Origin of the sequence: Halalkalibacter sp. AB-rgal2 (assembly GCF_041821005.1) — a bacterium.
GTDB lineage: Bacteria > Bacillota > Bacilli > Bacillales > Bacillaceae_D > Halalkalibacter.
Genome location: NZ_JBGUAV010000003.1, coordinates 40,242 through 58,121, shown reverse-complemented (window position 1 = coordinate 58,121; position 17,880 = coordinate 40,242). Strand labels below are relative to the sequence as shown.

Here is a 17,880-nt window from a genome sequence, read left to right as displayed (position 1 = left end):
GAAAGAGCACGTCGTTCTTTAAAAAAGAAGCTGATTTTTTTTACTTAATTTGTTTTCAAAATAATGAAACATTTTTGAATTTGAAACGTCTATATAGTAAAGAGGATAAAAGTCGGATATGATAGTGATAGACATCTTATGGAGTGGGGGGAGAATTTTGAAGAAATATATCTTTTTTTTCGTTATTGTTTTTGTATTAAATGGTTGTTCAATGGCTGAGCTTGAGGCTAGTCCTAACCCCACTCGAACAATGAATTCAAGTGTACCGAAAGAATTGCCATCATCATTTTTAGAGCGAACAAACATCCTACCGTTTCAGAATGTATCGTCCTCTTTTATTGAAATCGTTGATTGGTATAATGAAGACCATATTCTTTATTTAGAGGAGTCTGATGAACGGTCCTACGTCTATACGTACCATCTTTTTACGGGAACATCTGAGTTATTGTTTGAGACCGATGGATGGGTTGTCGATTTGAAAGGTAATGCTGATCAATCATTGTTTGCTATACAAACATATAGTACTGATAACAAATCGACATTAGTGGTGATTAATGAAGAAGGGCAAATAAAAAGAATCATTGAAGATCTTGGTGAGGAATATTCTGTTTTTTGGAATTCTTATGATCCGACGTCGATGGTTCTTATCTCTTTTCTACCTGATTGGAAGTTTGTAGCTTATCATTTAGATATAACAGTAGATCAGTTAACTGAAGTTGATTTAACGCACCCTTATGTTCAATGGTTATCCGAATCAACGTTTGCTTATTTGAATTGGGATGAGTTTGAGCCAAGTTACCATGCTCCTTTAGTCATTTATCATACTGACACAAAGGAAACGACGTCATGGCAAGAGGATATTATTGCTTTTGCGAGTTTTACAAATGAACTGTCGCTAGCTGTTACGGTTCAATCTCCAGATTCACTCTATTCAACGTATACGTTCTATCAAAATCAAGAGCCGTATCGAAAAATAGAAATGCCGATATTAAATACGTATTCAGAGCAATGGTGGATTCCCTTTTACACGTATGACTCAGTAAATGATGTTTTCTATTATTTGCGTCCTAAATATAGCAGTGATTATTTTAGCTATGAAGATGGCTATGAATTAGTCGCTTATAGTGTGAAAGAAGATTCAGAGAGAAAGATTACAACATTTGATCGACATGAGCCATTAAGTGTGTCACCATCAGGAGATGCAGTGTTAATTGGTGATCGCTATGAGCGAATATATGATGTTGATCGAGGAAACATGATTTATTTATTAGAGGATGAGTAGCTTGCATTTTTGAATGAAACTCTGTCATAATGGAGTCAATGGAATAGTAATTGAGCATATTCAAAAAGTACCAAAAAACGGCAATGGCTCCGTTCGCTACGTGTTATGTGGTCAGAAAAACATTCACGACAAGACTTTTAAAAGATGGAGCGACTGCGCTCATTGCTTTGAGGTCATTCAATAGGGAAATACTTGCCCTATTGGAACAACCTCTAATAAAAAGACTAGGGGTGTCTCATAAGAGACTGAGAATAAGGTGTTTATCTTATACCCTTGTACCTGATCTGGCTGATACCAGCGTAGGAAAGTCGATACACATGATTTTTTCATATGTAGCCGTATTCCGTTGATCGGGTACGGTTATTAGCGTTTAAGAAAAGTCGCTATCGCGTTTTCTTATCAAATTGTTTTCTATTAAAGGGTGGGAGAAGAAATGAAAGAGTTTCAATTATATGCTATTACGGGTGAGGAGTTCCATCAAGGTCGGGATTTAATTGACGTTATGGAAGAAGCTATCAAAGGCGGAGTCGATATGATTCAACTTCGTGATAAAAGAAGCAGTAAAAAAGAGGTTTTTGAAAAAGCAAAAAAATTACGTCAGTTAACATTGCAGTATGATGTCCCTTTTATTGTGAATGATCATATCGATGTTGCATTAGCTGTTGATGCTGATGGTATTCACATTGGTCAAGATGATCTACCAATTGAAGAAGCAAGGAAAATCGTCGGGAACAAACTTATTGGATTATCGACCCACCATATCGAAGAGGCTCGTGCAGCTGTTAAGGCTGGCGCTGATTATATTGGTGTCGGTCCGATATTTTCAACTAAAAGCAAGGTTGATGTCGTTGATCCTGTAACAACTGAATACATTAAACAGGTTGTAGCCGAAATTACGATTCCTTTTGTCGCAATCGGCGGGATTAAATTGCATAATGTTGATCAAGTGTTAGAGGCCGGAGCTTCTAGAATTTGTATGATTAGTGAAATTGTTGGTGCTGAGGATATTCAGTCAGTTTGTCAACAATTTGTAAGGAAACTATCGAAGTAAAGGGGAGTGTGTGTGATGCAACTGCTAATTAATGGTGAGGAACATCAGTTAAACGTTGGTACACTTGATGAAGTTGTCGCACATTTTGAATTGGAATCACAATTAGTTGTAACAGAAGTTGATGGTGAGATTATAGACCGTTCAAATTGGACAACGACAGCGATAAAAGAAGGAATGAAAATTGAACTCGTTCAATTTGTTGGAGGAGGATGATCTCGATGAATAATAAACGTCTAACGATTGCAGGGAAGGAATTATCATCACGGTTTTTCTTAGGGACAGGTAGGTATCCAAACCCCTTTGTCCAAAATGAAGCGATAAAAGCATCGGAGGCTGAAGTCTTAACGTTTGCGATACGCCGTGTCAATTTAGAAGCACCTACTGAGGATGCAATTTTACAGCATTTAGAAGGAATGTCTTTTACGTATTTGCCTAATACATCTGGTGCGAAAACAGCAGAGGAGGCTGTACGAATTGCTCGTCTTGCTAAAGCATCTGGTTTAAGTGATTGGATTAAAGTTGAAATTAGTGTAGATGAGAAGACTTTATTACCTGATCCGATCGAAACGTTAAAGGCTACAGAAGTCCTTGTTGACGAAGGGTTTGTCGTATTACCATATACGTCAGATGATCCCGTTTTGTGTAAGAAGTTAGAGCAAGCAGGGGCTGCAGCAGTCATGCCTGGTGGTGCTCCGATAGGAACTGGCCTTGGAATTTTGAATGCTTATAACCTTCAGCTTATCGTTGAGCAAGCGGAAGTACCGATCATTGTCGATGCAGGTTTAGGCTCAGCGATGGACGTAGCACAAGCAATGGAATTAGGTGCGGATGGAGTTCTAATGAATACACCAGTGGCTAAGGCGAAGGATCCAGTCAAAATGGCACAGGCGATGAAGTATGCAATAGATGCAGGTAGACTTTCATATGAAGCAGGTCGAATTCAAAAGAAAAAGTTTGCTACTGCTAGCAGTGGACTACCATCTTTTATTTCGAATTGATTTAAGGAGGAGCAACTTTGGGGGAACGTGTTCTAGTCTTAGGAGGAGGCGTTATTGGTTTAGCTACTGCCTTTGAGTTAAGTCAAAGAGGCTATGCCGTAACGATTCTTGAGAAGACAGTATGTGGAGGACAAGCTTCGGGTGCAGCAGCAGGAATGCTTGCTCCCTTTTCAGAAATTGGAGAGGATCCGGATGATTTTTTTCAATTATGTCTAGATAGTTTACGAATGTATAAGAAATGGCAGCAAGAAGTGAAGCGAGTATCAAAGCTAGATTTTGAATATAGCGAAAGTGGTAGTTTACATGCTGTGTATCATGAGGCAGATGTGCTAGCGCTTGAAACACGTAAGTCATGGCAAGAACAATGGGGGACAGAAGCTGAGCTTCTTACTGGTGAGCAGCTAAGAAAGATGGAACCGTTGTTGTCAAAGGATTTAAAAGCTGCAATGTATTATCCAGAAGAAAGTCATGTCTTTGCTCCTGATTATGTTCTCGCATTAGAACAAGCCTGTCGTGAAAATGGTGTAACCATTAGTGACCGATTAGAGTCTGTTGAGATTTTAGAATGGAAGGAAGCGGTTCATCTACGTTCTAAGTCAGGCAAGGATTTCCGGGCAGAACAACTTATTATTTGTTCTGGGGCGTGGGCTAGTGAGCTTGAGCATGTTTTTCATATTCGCATACCTGTGTATCCAATTAGAGGGCAAATTTGTGCGTATGACATGCAAGAGAATGATGTGAATCATATTATTTATACAAGTCAAGGATACTTTGTTCCAAAGGCAAATGGAACATTAGTGAATGGGGCATCAGAAGATATAGCTGGATTTCAAACATCTGTTACCGAAAAAGGAATTGAACGACTAACGAATTGGAATAAGCGAGTATTTCCGCATTTAACCCAAAAGAACCCCTTTCATACGTGGGCAGGTTTAAGGCCGGCAACGCAGGATGGCTTCCCTTTGATTGGGAAGCTCCAAGAAGCCGAACATATTACCTTTGCAACAGGACATTATCGCAACGGAATATTGTTAAGCCCAATTACTGCCGTTGCAGTCGCTGATTTGTTAGATGGTCGTAAGTCAATTTATTCACCGTTACAATCGTGTATACCTGAACGATTTTCATAGGAGGAGAGGAATATGTCAATTGCAAAAGCTTTAACAATTGCTGGGTCAGATAGTGGTGGTGGCGCAGGAATTCAGGCCGATTTAAAAACGTTTCAAGAGAGAGAGACGTATGGCATGAGTGTGATTACGGCTTTAACAGCTCAGAATACATTAGGTGTTCATGGAGTATACCCGCAAACACTTGAAGCGATTGAAACACAAATGGATGCTGTATTGTCTGATATTGGAGCCGATGCTGTCAAAACAGGGATGCTATTTTCTGCTGACATTATTAAGCTTGTCGCTCGTAAGCTGAAAGAGTATCAAGTGGAGAACATCGTTGTTGACCCTGTTATGGTTGCTAAAGGTGGTGCAACTCTTCTGCAAAATGAAGCAGTACAAGCAGTAGTAGATGATTTGTTACCCATTTCAACCGTGATTACGCCTAACCTCCCAGAAGCGGCAAAATTGTTACGGTTAGATGGTATTAAGACAGTAAAAGAGATGAAAGAAGCAGCTGAGGCTCTACACCAATTTGGTCCGAAGTATGTTGTATTGAAGGGTGGTCATCTTGAGGATCGTATAGCAATTGATCTTCTTTATGATGGTCACAAGATGCATGAGCTTACTACAGAACGTGTGGATACGAAACATACGCACGGTACAGGCTGTACGTTTGCAGCAGCGATCGCAGCAGAGCTTGCAAAAGGAACCGAGATTATTAAGGCCGTGGAAGAGGCTAAGGCTTATATAACAGCAGCTATTACGTACTCATTAGAAATAGGAAGTGGTATCGGACCAACGAATCATGCAGCTTATCGTCAAAACCGAGAAAGTAAAGGGTTATCTTAAATGTTAAACAGTAATAAAACTGTATTGATTTTACCTATTTTACTAATGGTCATTATGTTTGTAGGTGGTTATTATTTTCTAAATGGGGTAGAATCAATTACAAATGAACAGTTGCAGGATCATGTTGATCTCAATGTGAAATATGAAGAGCGGGAATCTTCTATTGTTATAAATGGTGAATGGAATTGGAACGTCATGCCTTCGGAAGGCTTATATGGTGATGATTATATCGGAATCTACTCAGCTAATCATGATTTAAATTATACAAATGCGACGCTTGAACTGACATATGGAGACCAAGTGATTGAGCAAATCGAAGGTGTTGATGTTGAAAACGGCATTATCTTTGTGTTTCCAAATGAGCTTGTTGAACAAGTAAGCTATGGAAATAGCGGACGTTTTCAAATTGAATTTGGAAACAATGAAATAGCGGATAAAGAACTGCATGTACATTATTTACATACGTGGACCAATCATGTACCTATGGATCTTGAAGATGCGGCTTTTGAATCTCCCACTTTCGGAGAAGCATTGGAAGTACCCCACTGGATTATTTCACGTGAAGTGAACAGAGATCAATTGATAAATCAATAGATTAGGTGATGCTCGATGCGCATTCGAGGAATGTCTTTTCAAAATGGCATATTTTATATAGGAAAGAACCATGTTTCATGTGCTTATCATGAAAACGGCAGATTACGAAGTTGGGTTAAACCAATAAACGGGCAAACACTAATGAAAATGATTGCACAAGTGACATTATCGATGCCTCTATGGTATAAAGGGCTCATCATGCTTGTTGTTGTCCTGATCATAGTTCCAAAAGTGGTATCAGATTTCGAGTGGAATGGGTTACCATATTATACGTTATTTTATTGTCTATTCGGAACTCACTTTATCTTTCCGACACAATTAAAAAAGTATCACGGGGCTGAGCATAAAGTATTTAGTGATAAGGGGATTATTAGTCGTGGAAGGTTAAAGATGATAGAAAAAGCTGCTATTACTAATCGGAACTGTTCAACAAATAGCGTTGTTGTGTATTTTTTAAGTGTGATTATTTTGACTTTATATCTTTGGCTTGTTTTCAATGAATGGAGCCAGTCTTTAATGTTTGCATCATATATGAGTGTTATTCTAGTTCCTATAGTGATTCGTTTAATGAAAGTAAAAGCTTTCTCATTTATCCGAAAGCCGATCTTGGCGATTTCATATTGGCTACAAAAATTTGTGACCACAACTGAACCTGAGCGTATACATTTAGTTGCCTCCATTCAATCATACCGAAAGCTTGCAGCAGAAGAGTTTCCAAATAAATTAAAAATGAAAAGAAAACCTGTTCAAAGTGAGGTGAGACGTATGGCGATTGTAGACGTTACGGTTATACCAGTCGGGACAGAGACAGCAAGCGTCAGTCGGTATGTCGCAGATATACAAACGATCCTTCAGACTTATAAGAATGAGGGAAAAATCGAATTTGAATTGACGCCAATGAATACGATCATTGAAGGGGAGCTACCAATCTTGTTTGAGGTTATTCAAGCAATTCACGAAGCGCCATTTAATAAAGGAATCCATCGAGTTGCAACCAATATTCGCATTGATGATCGAAGAGATAAAGCAACATCAATGTCTAGTAAGCTAGCATCTGTACAAACTAAGCTAAAAGAAAAAGAATAGCATGCGAAGGAGGCTGGGACAAAAGTGGTTTAACTAAAAGAAAAGCCGAACAATGATAGATGGAGGACGTAAACCGCTCCTGAAATATACTTCGCTTTCCGCGGGAAGCCGGTGAGCCTCCTCGTGCTTCGCACTGCGGGGTCTCACCCTTGGCTTTTCATCCCGCAGGAGTCTACGTATATTTCATCCGCTACGTTCATCTTTTGTTCGGGTTTCCAGATAGACACTTTAGTTATGTCCCAGCCTCTCCGTTGGTTATTTAATGACAAGCCTCGCACGCAGGAGGATAGGGCGAACTCAAATTCAATGGTATAGCTAACAAGTTCAGTGCCCGTCTGCTTGAGCGTGCACCAATCCCAGTAGCGTCGGTGGAAAGAATCCCTTTATAAGTCAAGCGTACTAGTTAAAAACTTTTAAAGGTTCTTCTCCATCACAACGTGAGGAATTCCTGCATCTAGAAAAGGCTCATTGGATACAGTCACATATCCGAGCTTTTTATAAAAGCCTTCAGCTTGACATTGAGCATGTAGCTTTAGTTTATTGTAACCATTTGAGTAGGCTGTTTCTTCAATCTTTTCCATTAATGCATGTCCGGCTCCCGTTCCACGAGCTTCCTTGAGAAGACAAATACGTTCTACTTTACCGACGTCTTCAATGAAACGAAGGCGACCTGCACCTACCGGTAAATCGTGGTTGTACATGACAAAATGAATCGATTCCTCTTCGTATTGATCGATTTCCTCATTAAGTGGAACATGTTGTTCCTCGACAAATACCTTAGTACGTACATCGTAGGCATCTTGTCGTTGATGTATATTCGTTACTTGAATTATCTCCATAATCAATCATTCCTCTTTCTCTCGATGTTCATTTCATTTATGATAATAAATGTTTTACTCCTCTAGGCAAGTCTTTTTGCCAATGAACCCACTTATGATCGCCATCAAATTCATAGTATTCATAAGTGAATGACATTTGCTCCATAACCTCTCGCAATTCACGGTTAGGAGGAAGAAAATTAACAATGTTGCCATCAGTTGTATTGACAGCAGTCTCCTGTAGTCCGATGACATGGTAGACGGAGAGATCTTCTGAATGTTTACAATTTGTTACTTCATTGATCACATCCTCGTTTACAAATGGAGAGTGCATCATCACTTTCCCGAATAGGCTAGGGTATCGAACTGCTGCCACTAACGAAACCGTTCCTCCTAGTGAGTCGCCTGCTAACGTTCTTGCATGTGCAAGTGGTTCAATCGGATAATGTTCGTCTAAGTATGGGAGCAGTTCGTTTGCTAAAAAGCGAATATATGCTTCATTTTGGATGTCCTTTGGAAAATATCGTTCTCTTCTAATGTCGACAGAAGGATAAGGAATTCCTACAATAATCGTTTCACTGATTTCTCCCTCATCTAAAAGTTCCTCAACGACCCGTGGAATTCGTCCGATTTGGAAATAGTCGTTCCCATCCTGACATATAAGTACTTGGTAGGATTGGAGGGGGGTGTAATGAGGAGGGGTATAAACGATTAGTGGAATATCCTCGTCTAATTCTCTACTTGTAATACGATCATCACGAATCGTTCCTTGTAACGGTTTCTTTGCCATAAATTAAATTCCTTTCTATGTATACTTATACTAGTGTACAAAAATAATATAATGATTGCCAAGAAGAAGTCTTTGTGTAATTCAAAGTGATTATGTAAAATAAATAAAACATGAAAAGAAGGTGTTCAAATTGAAGCAACCACCAAAGTGGGTTTATTATAGTAAAGTTTTTTATTCGAAATTTCAAGCTGGCTGCGTCAAAGCAAAAATAGAAGATAATTGGATTAATGGTCACGAGATTGGTCCACTTGTCGAAATTAAGCGATTAAAATCAAAGCGATATGTTGTCAGATATACATATGATGAGAGTTAAATAAATACGAGACCTCCATGGGGAACTGAAAAAGATTGATTTTTAGCTTTTTCGGTGTCCTTGGAGCAATGTGCGAAACGATTACCTGTTTTAAAAAGGCTAATACGAGGAGGCCACTGAAAAAGTTTGGTTTTAACTTTTTCAGTGGCTTTGAAGTAATGTGCGTAGCCGTTGCCCGATTTTGAAAGCCTTGCAATGAGTGGGTTTCTCATAGCAAGGCGCGCAACGAGCGGAGCCATTACTCTTCCTTGAGTTACTAGAAAGGACTTTTTCAGTGACCTCAATACGAGTGGGTTTCTCGTATCAGGCGAGCAACAAGGGAAGCCACTGCTAGTCAAATCAAGGGCACTGAAAAAGTTGGTTAATACTTTTTCAGTGCCCTCGAATCTCCTCCCATTTTCAAAGGAGATTCTCTTGGATCACTTGGTGTTTGTTAAGAAAAAAGCTCTATATATTTACTGTATCCTTCTTTTTCTAAGTCCTTTTTCGGAATAAAACGTAGTGCAGCTGAATTAATACAGTATCGAAGCCCTGTTGGAGCGGGCCCGTCTGGGAAAACATGACCGAGATGGGATTCCGCCTTTGTACTTCTAACTTCAGTTCGGATCATGCCGTGGCTCATATCCTTTTTTTCTTTAATTTCATTCTCATTGATTGTTTTTGTGAAGCTTGGCCATCCACAACCTGCGTCAAATTTATCCTTTGAGCTAAATAGAGGTTCTCCTGAAATAAGATCGACATAAATTCCTTCTTCCTCAAGATTGTAATAGTCATTTTGAAAGGGAGGCTCGGTTCCGTTTTCCTGCGTAACATGAAATTGAATCGGTGTTAATCGTTCTTTTAATGATTTTTTATGATCGTTAGACATTATTTCTCTCCTCCATACCAGTGGCGTTCAATAAATGCTTTGCGTCCTGAGCCGATTTGATACCTTGTATAATGAGCTGGGTTTTTTTTGTAATAATCTTGGTGGTAATCTTCAGCAGGGTAAAAGGTTTTAGCAGGTAAGATATGTGTGGCAATCGTTTCGGAAAAACGATTACTGCTTTCCAATTCCTGCTTAGATAATTCAGCTTTTTGTTTTTGTGTTTCATTGTGATAAAAAATAGCGGTGCGATACGAATTACCGCGATCGTAAAATTGACCTCCAGGATCAGTTGGGTCAATTTGAGACCAAAAAATAGCAAGTAGCTGGTCATAGGAAATAATCATTGGGTCATATGTGATTTGAACAGCTTCAAAATGTCCTGTTGTTTCTGAACAAACTTCTTCGTAAGTTGGGTTTTCTGTATGCCCGCCTGTATAGCCAGATATGACATGTTCGATTCCTTCAAATTGGTCAAAAGGTTTAACCATACACCAAAAACATCCACCAGCAAATGTTGCTGTTTCAACGGAATTAGCTACCATGATTGCTCCCTCCTTCTTTAAAGAAGTATACCATGATTTTGACTTATTGACTGTGTACTTGCTTACGAGAAATAATCAACATAACTAATTTTCTAATTAATAGTCCGACTACATATCCACTTAAGTGTAAGAGAATAGGGGACCAAATTACCCCAAGTATATGATTAAAGATTGTTATACTATTAGAATAAATGATTCCGACGGTACCGAAATATGCAGATGTGACAAATGGAATGAAAGCATAGCGAATGGCTTCTCCACCTGCATCACGATAAGCATCATACATGGAAAATAAGTAGACACAAGGATAGAACATAATCCATTGATAATCAACACTTGCATTAGCAAGTTCTCCTTTCCCGTAAAAGCTAGGCATAATAGCAAAATTTAATCTAGCTTGAACATTAATGGTGAATTCCAAAATAATAAAAAAGATTCCTTTTACATACTTTTTATTAAGGAACTGTCCAAATCCGGGGAAGGCAATGCTCCAAAATAATACTTCTGCACGTTTTTCAATTCCCATGTTCTCCACCTGCGCTAACGTAATAATTATTCTGTAACCTATATTCTATATGGTGTTCTGATAGTGTTTACTGATTTCCAATTTTTATCCAAGAATATAGGAGGATGTGAATTGAAGAATATTCCAAATGGGACATGGAGCTGACCAAAGGGCACCAAAAAAGTTAAAAACCAAACTTTTTCAGTGCCCACGTAAAGTTAGATGTCTTATTTAGCGAGTCGAGCAGGTAATCTGTTTTGTTCCAACTGTTCTGGCAAACGTTCCACCGCCATTGTAACTCGATCGATTTTTTGCTCTAATCGATGCAGAAGATAGAGTGTAATAGCAAGTGGAAATCCATATTCACCAATAAGAGGAACAAAAAGATCAATGGCCGCATCCATTAAGGTAATTCAATTTCAGTAACGTTGCGTTCGACAATCCGTGCTCCACGAATTGCTACAAGGTTACCACCGCTAGATTCAATTGCATCTTCTGCTAAAACTTGATTCATCGATTGTGCAACTAATTCACCATCAAGTGGTTCAATTGGATCATCAACAGAAATGGTGACAAGACGTCCTTCTTCATTTTCAAATTGTAATTCTAACCGTTTACTCATTTTTTTCTCCTCCTAATGTTTACATAATGGAATACTGATTGTTTCGAATGGAATCGGCTACAGGATACTGCTGCAAAGATACGATCGCGTTAGTGAACTGAAGTAAGCTTTCATCTGTTGTTGTGCCTTTAATATTCGTGAATGTTTTCGCCTTCGTCACGTTTGCTCCTTCATCGTCAACACCGACGATAAATAGAATCGATAAGCGGCTGTTTTGTTGTTCATTCATATGATCACCTCCTTCATACTCTATATCGATTTGTTGCATACTTTTTAGTGATCATTGAGAAAGTAATAACACACGTTTGAATGTAACTTGTTACGGGTATATTTCTTTGTCTTATTTTTCAATTAAGGTTTTTACTTCATCATTGGAAATGGTCTTATAATTTGAATAGAAATGAGGTTTGACAATGAATGATCAAAGAATAGTCGAAAAAGAAAAGGTCAGCAGTGTCTTAATAATTTCCGCTATTATCGTTGGTTTATTTGTACTATGGGGAGCATTATCACCAAATACACTAAGTAGGACTGCTAATGATGGTTTAGATTGGATGCTCGTTAATTTTGGTTGGTTTTATATGCTTGTTACTGCTTTCTTTGTTGTATTTGTCATTATATTAGCAATTAGTCCATACGGAAAGATGCGTTTAGGAGAACCGAATGAGAAACCAGAGTATTCCTGGTATTCGTGGATTGGCATGTTATTTGCGGCTGGAATCGGAGTAGGGTTTGTCTTCTGGGGAGTGGCTGAACCTGTTTTATACTATTTAGATCCACCTATGGGGTATACAGCAGAAACATCTGCTGCTGCTGTGGCTGGCTTACGATATGCTGTTTACCATTGGGCTTTACACCCATGGGCCATTTTTTCAATAGTAGGATTAACACTTGCATATGTTCAATTTCGAAAGAAGCGGCCTGCACTTATTAGCTCTGCATTTTATCCGTTAATTGGAAATAAGGTAAATGGTTGGTTTGGTCGTTCTATTGATATACTGGCAGTTATTGCTACATGTACGGGGGTTGCGACAACATTTGGGTTAAGCGCCCTGCAAATTACAGGTGGTTTGTCATACATCTCCACTATTCCAAACAATGTATGGACTCAAACTACGATCATTGCAATCGTAACGGTGCTATTTATGTTCTCTGCAGCGAAAGGCTTAGATAAAGGAATTAAAAGACTTAGTAATATTAATTTGGCAGTTGCTGGATTGTTATTACTATTTGTCATAGTTGTGGGACCTACGCTGTTTATTGCCGAAAGCATTGTTACCACATTGGGTGGTTATATTACGAACGTGGCAGAAATGAGCTTAACGATGACGCCATTTGCAGAGAGTGGTTGGTTAGGGAGGAATACGATTTTCTTTTGGGCATGGCATATTGCATGGGCGCCATTTATGGGAATATTTATTGCACGAATTTCTCGCGGACGTACGATTCGTGAATTTATGGCAGGTGTTCTACTAGTCCCCTCCTTCTTAGCCGTTATTTGGTTCACTTCATTTGGAGGAACAGCATTAAGTATTGAAATTGCTGGTACGGTTCCAATCGGGGACTTGGTCATGGACAATGTTGAAATTGCCTTATTCGCTACGTTAGGTGAACTACCATTAAGTATGCTCACAAGCTTTTTAGCCGTAATTTTAATATTAATATTCTTTATTACTTCTGCAGACTCAGCTTCTTATGTGTTAGGAACGATGACGTCTAGAGGTAGCCTTAACCCAGGTTTAACAGTGAAGTTGTTGTGGGGTGTTTTAATTGCTGGTACAGCGAGTGTACTTTTGATAAGTGGAGATGGGGGACTCGGAGCTCTGCAAACTGCATCGATTATTGCCGCATTACCATTTGCTATTATTATGACATTCATGATTATTTCCGTCTTAATCATGATAGGAAGGGATTATAATAAGGAAAATGTAAAGAGAAAAAGACGGCGACAAAAGAAAATGAGCGAAGAAATTAGAGATGATTTGTATGATGATTTAAAAGAAGATGTTTATGAACAAGTAAAGGAAGAAGTAAGAGAAGATGTTTATGAGCAGGTGAAAGAAGAAGTTCGAGAGGACATTTACGAACAAGTGAAGGAAGAACTTTATGAGGAATTTAATGATGATTCAGATTCAAAGAAATAAGATGAGAAAGCTGGTTTGGTCATATGACTGAACCAGTTTTTTTGGAATATGGGATTTTCTTGCATAGAGTGGAGATGATTATTTACAAAGAGGATGACATATGTCCATACAATTATACCTACGCACACATATACTATTTAAGCCTACTACAATAACTTTATAGGAGGGTGATTATATGAAGGAAGAAATGATTGAACAGGAGTTAGTAGATGTATTTGTAAAAAAAGTGATGAAAAAACACTCGTTTCAGAAAATAAATAATAAAGCTGATAAAAAAGCATTAAAGGATTTAGTGACTAAGCTGCAAAATCAAGTCGAGGAGTTTATTGAGAATCAGGAGAAGACGTTTACGGAATCGGAAGCTAATGAGACTAAAAATACAGTCGAAAACCCATCAAATAAAATCAATATCGTAAATCAAATTCAGGATAATAAAAAAATGGTTGAAAGTAAAAATGACCTTAAACAAGTAAAAATCTTCAAGAAAAAAAGATAAATCCTTCGACTATTAAAAGTTAGGTTAAAGTACTAGGGTAATCGAACACTCCTTATTTGGCGACAAGCATACAGTGAAAGTAGAACTGGAAAGGAGGAAGATAATATGAATCAAGATGTATATTACTCTAATTCTAACGATCGAGGAGATACAAGTACGTGGTCAGCATTAGATAGAAAAGCAAAGCATCCTTGTTCACCAGCTGATGAAGGTGATATTGATCAAAGTGCTCAGCAAGTGAATAAAACGCTTCAACAGTCTGAAGAGTATATTTTCATTAAGGATTCGTGTGATGTTACTGTCACCACAACAGATACGAAAGCAGCTGTACAGCTACAAGCAGCATTACAAGCGGCCATCGCTCTCGTCGTTAGTATCTCAATTGCTGACAGTCAAGAAGCTGAACAGATTACTCAGGAATTGTTACAGTCCGCAAAAATTAAACAAATCTCTTTACAAAAAACAGTTATTGAAAATTCAAGAAATGTTAATGTTACGACTACCGATACTCAAATTGGTATAAATATCCAACTGTTGCTTCAAATCCTACTTGCTTTGTTAGTGAATTTAGACATTCTATAATCCATTTAAGGGTGTCATGTGTATGAATCAAAGTAAATCCGAATGCTAATTTAGCATTCGGATTTTTTAAGCTTTTATAGTGAACTTTGCTAATAAAATATGCTCATTTAAATTGACGTATTAATATGAATGGAACATATAGGCGTTTGTATGAATAAAGTATAGAGGACTAATAAGAAGAGGAGCCGATACAATGTTTTATCATGTAAAGAACCTTCAATATCATGCTAAGCCTGTAAGGTCAGATCCTGTATTTGCCAAAAAGTTGCAAGAAATACTTGGGGGGCAATTTGGTGAAATTTCCGTTGCTTTACAATACTTATTTCAAGGATGGAATACAAGAGGGGAAGAGAAGTATAGAGATTTGTTACTTGCGACAGGTACAGAAGAGCTAGCGCATGTTGAAATGCTAGCAACGATGATCGCACGTTTGTTAGACAATGCTCCTGTCGGAGATCAAGAAGTAGCAGCTAAAGACCCTGTTGTTGGAGCAATATTAGGCGGAATGAACCCACAGCATGCCATTGTTGCTGGACTAGGAGCGATGCCTGCAGATAGTGTCGGGAATCCTTGGACAGCTAGTTACATTAATGCAAGTGGAAATTTACTAGCTGATTTTCGTCTAAATTTAACATATGAATCTCAGGGGCGTCTTCAAGCAGTTCGTTTATATGAGATGACAACCGATGAGGGTGTCAAAGATATGCTATCATGGCTTATTGCACGAGATACGATGCATCAAAACCAATGGTATGCTGCAATATGCGAATTAGAAGAAAAAGAAAACATTGTTGTACCGAGTACGTTCCCACGCTCGTTAGAAAAGCATGAAGTTGCATATGATTATTATGATTTATCAGGAGGAACGGAAAGCAAGCATGGTCGTTGGGCGCAAGGACCAAGTATGGATGGATTGGGTGAGTTTACGTATGTTCCTAATCCTAAGCCACTTGGCAAGAAACCAAGGCTACAACCAGCTCCACCGTATATGCATAATACGGCTTTACCGAATCCGCCTCATCTTCCACCTATGTTCTAAGACGTTAAAAGCTTGTCGTGATGAAGGAGTAAAGGAGATATCACATCATCGTGGTATCTTTTTTGTGTTTGAGCGCTAAATAAAAGAGCATGCCTATAAAATGGCACAAATACATATCTGCCTATAAAATCATGATAGAAGTTGAAAAAATATCAAATGAAAAAGGGAAAGGTTGTAAATAGACCCAATTCCCTTTCAAGCAAGAAATTTGTTCTGTACAATGAGCACTAGTTGGAAGCACATCAAATTAAATTCCAACACGAACAATTCTAAGGAGGAATTTTAGATGAGCAAGAAATTTCTTTATACACTTTTAGCGGGGGCGCTTTCAGTTAGCGTATTAGCAGCTTGTGGAGACGAGCCAGCTCCAGAAGATGTAGATGGTGGCGATCCAGTAGGAGATGAAGAACCTATTGAAGATCCAGTAGGTGAAGATCCGATTGGAGATGAGCCTTTAGATGATGAACCAGAACTTGATGAAGAGCCGATTGGTGACGAAGATTTAGAATTAGAATAATAATGTAAAGTTACCAATCTAGTAACTAGAAAAGCTACCTAATAAGTTTATTTTAACTTTTTAGGTAGCTTTTGTTTTAAATATTAAATAATGGGTATAGATAGATGAGCACAAACCAATTATATAAAATTTAAGGAGGAAATCATGATGAATATGAAAAAGTTATTATCAGGATTAGCAGCAGGAGCGTTAGCCGTAAGTGTATTAGCAGGATGTGGAGATGTAGAAGGAGAGCCAGGAGTAGATGAGCCAGGAATGAATGACCCAGGAATGGAAGAGCCAATGGATGATGGAGGATTAGAGTAAGAGTAGGAGCTTTATAAAAAATAATGATTAATATAGGAGGAGAAGAATAATGAAAAAGTTATTATCAGGATTAGCAGCAGGAGCGTTAGCTGTAAGTGTATTAGCAGCATGTGGAGATGTAGAAGGAGAGCCAGGAGTAGATGAGCCAGGAATGAATGACCCAGGAATGGAAGAGCCGATGGATGATGGCGGATTAGAATAGAAGCTAATGGTACTACATTTTGACTATATAAAATAAACTGTCTCAAGTCAGTTAACTTGGGACAGTTTTTTAGTAGCTAATTTTATATAACTGAAGATCCATTGAATGGATTAATTGAAATGGTTGACAAATTAAATAGATAAGAAAAGAGGTGACTATATAAATGATTAGTATAGTCATCTTTTTTAAGTGATTTAATATATTGGAATAATTTAATTGATTATTCTAATAACTCGATTATTCCGAAAATAAAAATAGTACAAAAAATTTCGTGTATTTATTAAGAGATTATAAAAGTATTTGCAAATTAAAGGCTGTGTGTTAATATGCATATACAAGTATAATTATTATATTGAAAATAGTTGGGGGATTTAAAGTGAAAAAAATATTCGTGTACTTAGTAATGACTATTATCGTTAGCTTTGCGTTAGTTGCATGTGGCTCGGATGATTCAGAAACACTAGTAATGGGAACATCTGCTGATTATCCACCATATGAATCATTTGATACAGCAACAGGAGAAATAGTTGGGTTTGATATTGACATTGCTCGTTATATTACAGATGAGCTAGGATATGAACTTGAAATTGAAGATATGGATTTTAATTCGTTAATTCCAGCTTTAGAATCAGGAAGAATTGATTTTGTATTGGCGGGAATGACCCCAGATGATGAACGTAGTCAAAGTGTTGACTTCTCTGATATTTACTATTTAGCGAAGAATTTAATTGTCACAACAGAAGATTCTGATATTCATACGATGGAAGATTTAGAAGGAAAGACTGTCGCTGTACAGCTCGGATCAATTCAAGAGCAAGAAGCAGAAGCAATAGCTGATGATTTTGGCTTTGAAGTTGTTAAATTAAACCGTATTCCAGAAATTGTCCAAGAGTTATTAGCTGGTCGTATTGATGCCATTTTAATGGAAGATAAAGTAGCAGAAGGGTTTCTAGGAGCTCAAGAAGGACTAATGAGTTTTGAAGTGCCAGTAGAAGATGAAGAGGAATTAGGAGCTGCTATTGCTTTTCCGAAAGAAAGTAAATTAGTGGAACCTTTTAATGAAAAACTAAATGAAATGATGGAAAATGGCAAGATGAATGAACTTATTTTAGAATGGTTTGATGCCGAAGATGAATAAACCAATTTTTGGTTAAGGGAAGGAGT

26 protein-coding genes, 1 pseudogene and 1 riboswitch are annotated in these 17,880 nt (G+C 38.0%); of the genes and pseudogenes, 18 read left to right on the top strand and 9 right to left on the bottom strand.

Features of this window, described 5'->3' with window-relative positions:
• Positions 1 to 157 precede the first annotated feature (157 nt).
• The 9 genes and pseudogenes from ACERJO_RS03330 (at position 158) to ACERJO_RS03290 (ending at position 6,972) form a co-directional block, all read left to right on the top strand.
• On the top strand, positions 158 to 1,282 hold the full coding sequence (locus tag ACERJO_RS03330) for a membrane lipoprotein lipid attachment site-containing protein (protein WP_373646545.1): 1,125 nt from the start codon (positions 158 to 160) through the stop codon (positions 1,280 to 1,282).
• A gap of 216 nt (positions 1,283 to 1,498) precedes the next feature.
• Positions 1,499 to 1,605: riboswitch (TPP riboswitch) on the top strand.
• A 110-nt stretch (positions 1,606 to 1,715) separates the two neighbouring features.
• Positions 1,716 to 2,333, top strand: coding sequence for a thiamine phosphate synthase (gene thiE, locus ACERJO_RS03325; protein ID WP_247104971.1), 618 nt, complete (start codon positions 1,716 to 1,718; stop codon positions 2,331 to 2,333).
• Between the two features lie 15 nt (positions 2,334 to 2,348).
• Positions 2,349 to 2,546 (top strand): sulfur carrier protein ThiS, encoded by a 198-nt coding sequence (gene thiS / locus ACERJO_RS03320; RefSeq protein WP_247104969.1) that lies wholly within the window; start codon positions 2,349 to 2,351, stop codon positions 2,544 to 2,546.
• Between the two features lie 5 nt (positions 2,547 to 2,551).
• A complete protein-coding gene (locus ACERJO_RS03315) occupies positions 2,552 to 3,331 on the top strand; it encodes a thiazole synthase (protein WP_373646543.1) in 780 nt (259 codons plus the stop codon).
• A 17-nt stretch (positions 3,332 to 3,348) separates the two neighbouring features.
• Entirely contained in the window at positions 3,349 to 4,461 is a 1,113-nt protein-coding gene (gene thiO / locus ACERJO_RS03310) for a glycine oxidase ThiO (RefSeq protein WP_247104965.1), read from the top strand.
• A 12-nt stretch (positions 4,462 to 4,473) separates the two neighbouring features.
• Positions 4,474 to 5,292, top strand: a complete 819-nt coding sequence (gene thiD, locus ACERJO_RS03305) for a bifunctional hydroxymethylpyrimidine kinase/phosphomethylpyrimidine kinase (protein ID WP_247104963.1) — start codon at positions 4,474 to 4,476, stop codon at positions 5,290 to 5,292.
• Positions 5,293 to 5,886 carry a hypothetical protein gene (locus ACERJO_RS03300; RefSeq protein WP_247104961.1) on the top strand — a complete coding sequence of 198 codons (594 nt, stop codon included), beginning with the start codon at positions 5,293 to 5,295 and terminating at the stop codon, positions 5,884 to 5,886.
• Between the two features lie 15 nt (positions 5,887 to 5,901).
• Positions 5,902 to 6,576: pseudogene (locus tag ACERJO_RS03295) on the top strand (DUF1385 domain-containing protein); the annotation flags it as partial.
• A gap of 75 nt (positions 6,577 to 6,651) precedes the next feature.
• Positions 6,652 to 6,972 (top strand): MTH1187 family thiamine-binding protein, encoded by a 321-nt coding sequence (locus tag ACERJO_RS03290; RefSeq protein WP_373646690.1) that lies wholly within the window; start codon positions 6,652 to 6,654, stop codon positions 6,970 to 6,972.
• A 413-nt stretch (positions 6,973 to 7,385) separates the two neighbouring features.
• Here ACERJO_RS03290 and ACERJO_RS03285 read toward each other — a convergent pair whose 3' ends face one another.
• Both ACERJO_RS03285 and ACERJO_RS03280 read right to left on the bottom strand, forming a co-directional pair.
• Complete coding sequence (locus ACERJO_RS03285) at positions 7,386 to 7,811, bottom strand: GNAT family N-acetyltransferase (protein ID WP_373646541.1); 426 nt, start codon at positions 7,809 to 7,811, stop codon at positions 7,386 to 7,388.
• A 37-nt stretch (positions 7,812 to 7,848) separates the two neighbouring features.
• Positions 7,849 to 8,580: an alpha/beta hydrolase gene (locus ACERJO_RS03280; RefSeq protein ID WP_247104955.1), complete on the bottom strand. Its 732-nt coding sequence runs from the start codon at positions 8,578 to 8,580 to the stop codon at positions 7,849 to 7,851.
• A gap of 130 nt (positions 8,581 to 8,710) precedes the next feature.
• Between ACERJO_RS03280 and ACERJO_RS03275 the strand changes: the two genes are divergently transcribed.
• Positions 8,711 to 8,893, top strand: a complete 183-nt coding sequence (locus tag ACERJO_RS03275) for a hypothetical protein (RefSeq protein ID WP_373646539.1) — start codon at positions 8,711 to 8,713, stop codon at positions 8,891 to 8,893.
• Here ACERJO_RS03275 and ACERJO_RS03270 read toward each other — a convergent pair.
• From ACERJO_RS03270 to ACERJO_RS03240, 7 genes are all read right to left on the bottom strand, one after another.
• A complete protein-coding gene (locus ACERJO_RS03270; RefSeq protein ID WP_373646537.1) occupies positions 8,890 to 9,132 on the bottom strand; it encodes a hypothetical protein in 243 nt (80 codons plus the stop codon). The two genes, ACERJO_RS03275 and ACERJO_RS03270, sit on opposite strands and share 4 nt — an antisense overlap.
• 194 nt (positions 9,133 to 9,326) lie before the next feature.
• Positions 9,327 to 9,761, bottom strand: a complete 435-nt coding sequence (gene msrB, locus ACERJO_RS03265; protein ID WP_373646536.1) for a peptide-methionine (R)-S-oxide reductase MsrB — start codon at positions 9,759 to 9,761, stop codon at positions 9,327 to 9,329.
• Positions 9,761 to 10,303: a peptide-methionine (S)-S-oxide reductase MsrA gene (gene msrA, locus ACERJO_RS03260; RefSeq protein ID WP_373646535.1), complete on the bottom strand. Its 543-nt coding sequence runs from the start codon at positions 10,301 to 10,303 to the stop codon at positions 9,761 to 9,763. Before msrA ends, msrB begins: the two co-directional genes overlap by 1 nt.
• A 43-nt stretch (positions 10,304 to 10,346) precedes the next feature.
• Positions 10,347 to 10,829 (bottom strand): hypothetical protein, encoded by a 483-nt coding sequence (locus ACERJO_RS03255; protein WP_247104949.1) that lies wholly within the window; start codon positions 10,827 to 10,829, stop codon positions 10,347 to 10,349.
• 206 nt (positions 10,830 to 11,035) lie between these two features.
• Positions 11,036 to 11,212 (bottom strand): YvrJ family protein, encoded by a 177-nt coding sequence (locus tag ACERJO_RS03250; RefSeq protein ID WP_252120710.1) that lies wholly within the window; start codon positions 11,210 to 11,212, stop codon positions 11,036 to 11,038.
• Positions 11,212 to 11,430 carry a DUF2922 domain-containing protein gene (locus ACERJO_RS03245; RefSeq protein WP_247104948.1) on the bottom strand — a complete coding sequence of 73 codons (219 nt, stop codon included), beginning with the start codon at positions 11,428 to 11,430 and terminating at the stop codon, positions 11,212 to 11,214. The genes ACERJO_RS03250 and ACERJO_RS03245 overlap by 1 nt, the downstream gene beginning before the upstream one ends.
• Positions 11,431 to 11,449: 19 nt before the next feature.
• On the bottom strand, positions 11,450 to 11,659 hold the full coding sequence (locus ACERJO_RS03240) for a DUF1659 domain-containing protein (RefSeq protein ID WP_247104947.1): 210 nt from the start codon (positions 11,657 to 11,659) through the stop codon (positions 11,450 to 11,452).
• A gap of 184 nt (positions 11,660 to 11,843) precedes the next feature.
• Between ACERJO_RS03240 and ACERJO_RS03235 the strand changes: the two genes are divergently transcribed.
• The 8 genes from ACERJO_RS03235 to ACERJO_RS03200 all read left to right on the top strand — a co-directional run bounded on the left by ACERJO_RS03235 (position 11,844) and on the right by ACERJO_RS03200 (position 17,854).
• Positions 11,844 to 13,574 (top strand): BCCT family transporter, encoded by a 1,731-nt coding sequence (locus ACERJO_RS03235; RefSeq protein WP_247104946.1) that lies wholly within the window; start codon positions 11,844 to 11,846, stop codon positions 13,572 to 13,574.
• 175 nt (positions 13,575 to 13,749) lie between these two features.
• On the top strand, positions 13,750 to 14,070 hold the full coding sequence (locus ACERJO_RS03230) for a hypothetical protein (RefSeq protein WP_247104945.1): 321 nt from the start codon (positions 13,750 to 13,752) through the stop codon (positions 14,068 to 14,070).
• Positions 14,071 to 14,175: 105 nt separating this feature from the next.
• Positions 14,176 to 14,652: a spore coat protein gene (locus ACERJO_RS03225; protein WP_247104943.1), complete on the top strand. Its 477-nt coding sequence runs from the start codon at positions 14,176 to 14,178 to the stop codon at positions 14,650 to 14,652.
• Between the two features lie 193 nt (positions 14,653 to 14,845).
• Positions 14,846 to 15,691, top strand: a complete 846-nt coding sequence (locus ACERJO_RS03220; protein ID WP_247104941.1) for a manganese catalase — start codon at positions 14,846 to 14,848, stop codon at positions 15,689 to 15,691.
• A 286-nt stretch (positions 15,692 to 15,977) separates the two neighbouring features.
• Complete coding sequence (locus tag ACERJO_RS03215; protein ID WP_247104939.1) at positions 15,978 to 16,208, top strand: DNA primase; 231 nt, start codon at positions 15,978 to 15,980, stop codon at positions 16,206 to 16,208.
• A 147-nt stretch (positions 16,209 to 16,355) separates the two neighbouring features.
• Complete coding sequence (locus tag ACERJO_RS03210) at positions 16,356 to 16,514, top strand: hypothetical protein (protein WP_373646534.1); 159 nt, start codon at positions 16,356 to 16,358, stop codon at positions 16,512 to 16,514.
• Between the two features lie 49 nt (positions 16,515 to 16,563).
• Complete coding sequence (locus ACERJO_RS03205) at positions 16,564 to 16,716, top strand: hypothetical protein (RefSeq protein WP_247104937.1); 153 nt, start codon at positions 16,564 to 16,566, stop codon at positions 16,714 to 16,716.
• A gap of 376 nt (positions 16,717 to 17,092) precedes the next feature.
• A complete protein-coding gene (locus ACERJO_RS03200) occupies positions 17,093 to 17,854 on the top strand; it encodes a transporter substrate-binding domain-containing protein (protein ID WP_247104936.1) in 762 nt (253 codons plus the stop codon).
• The last annotated feature ends 26 nt before the right edge of the window (positions 17,855 to 17,880 follow it).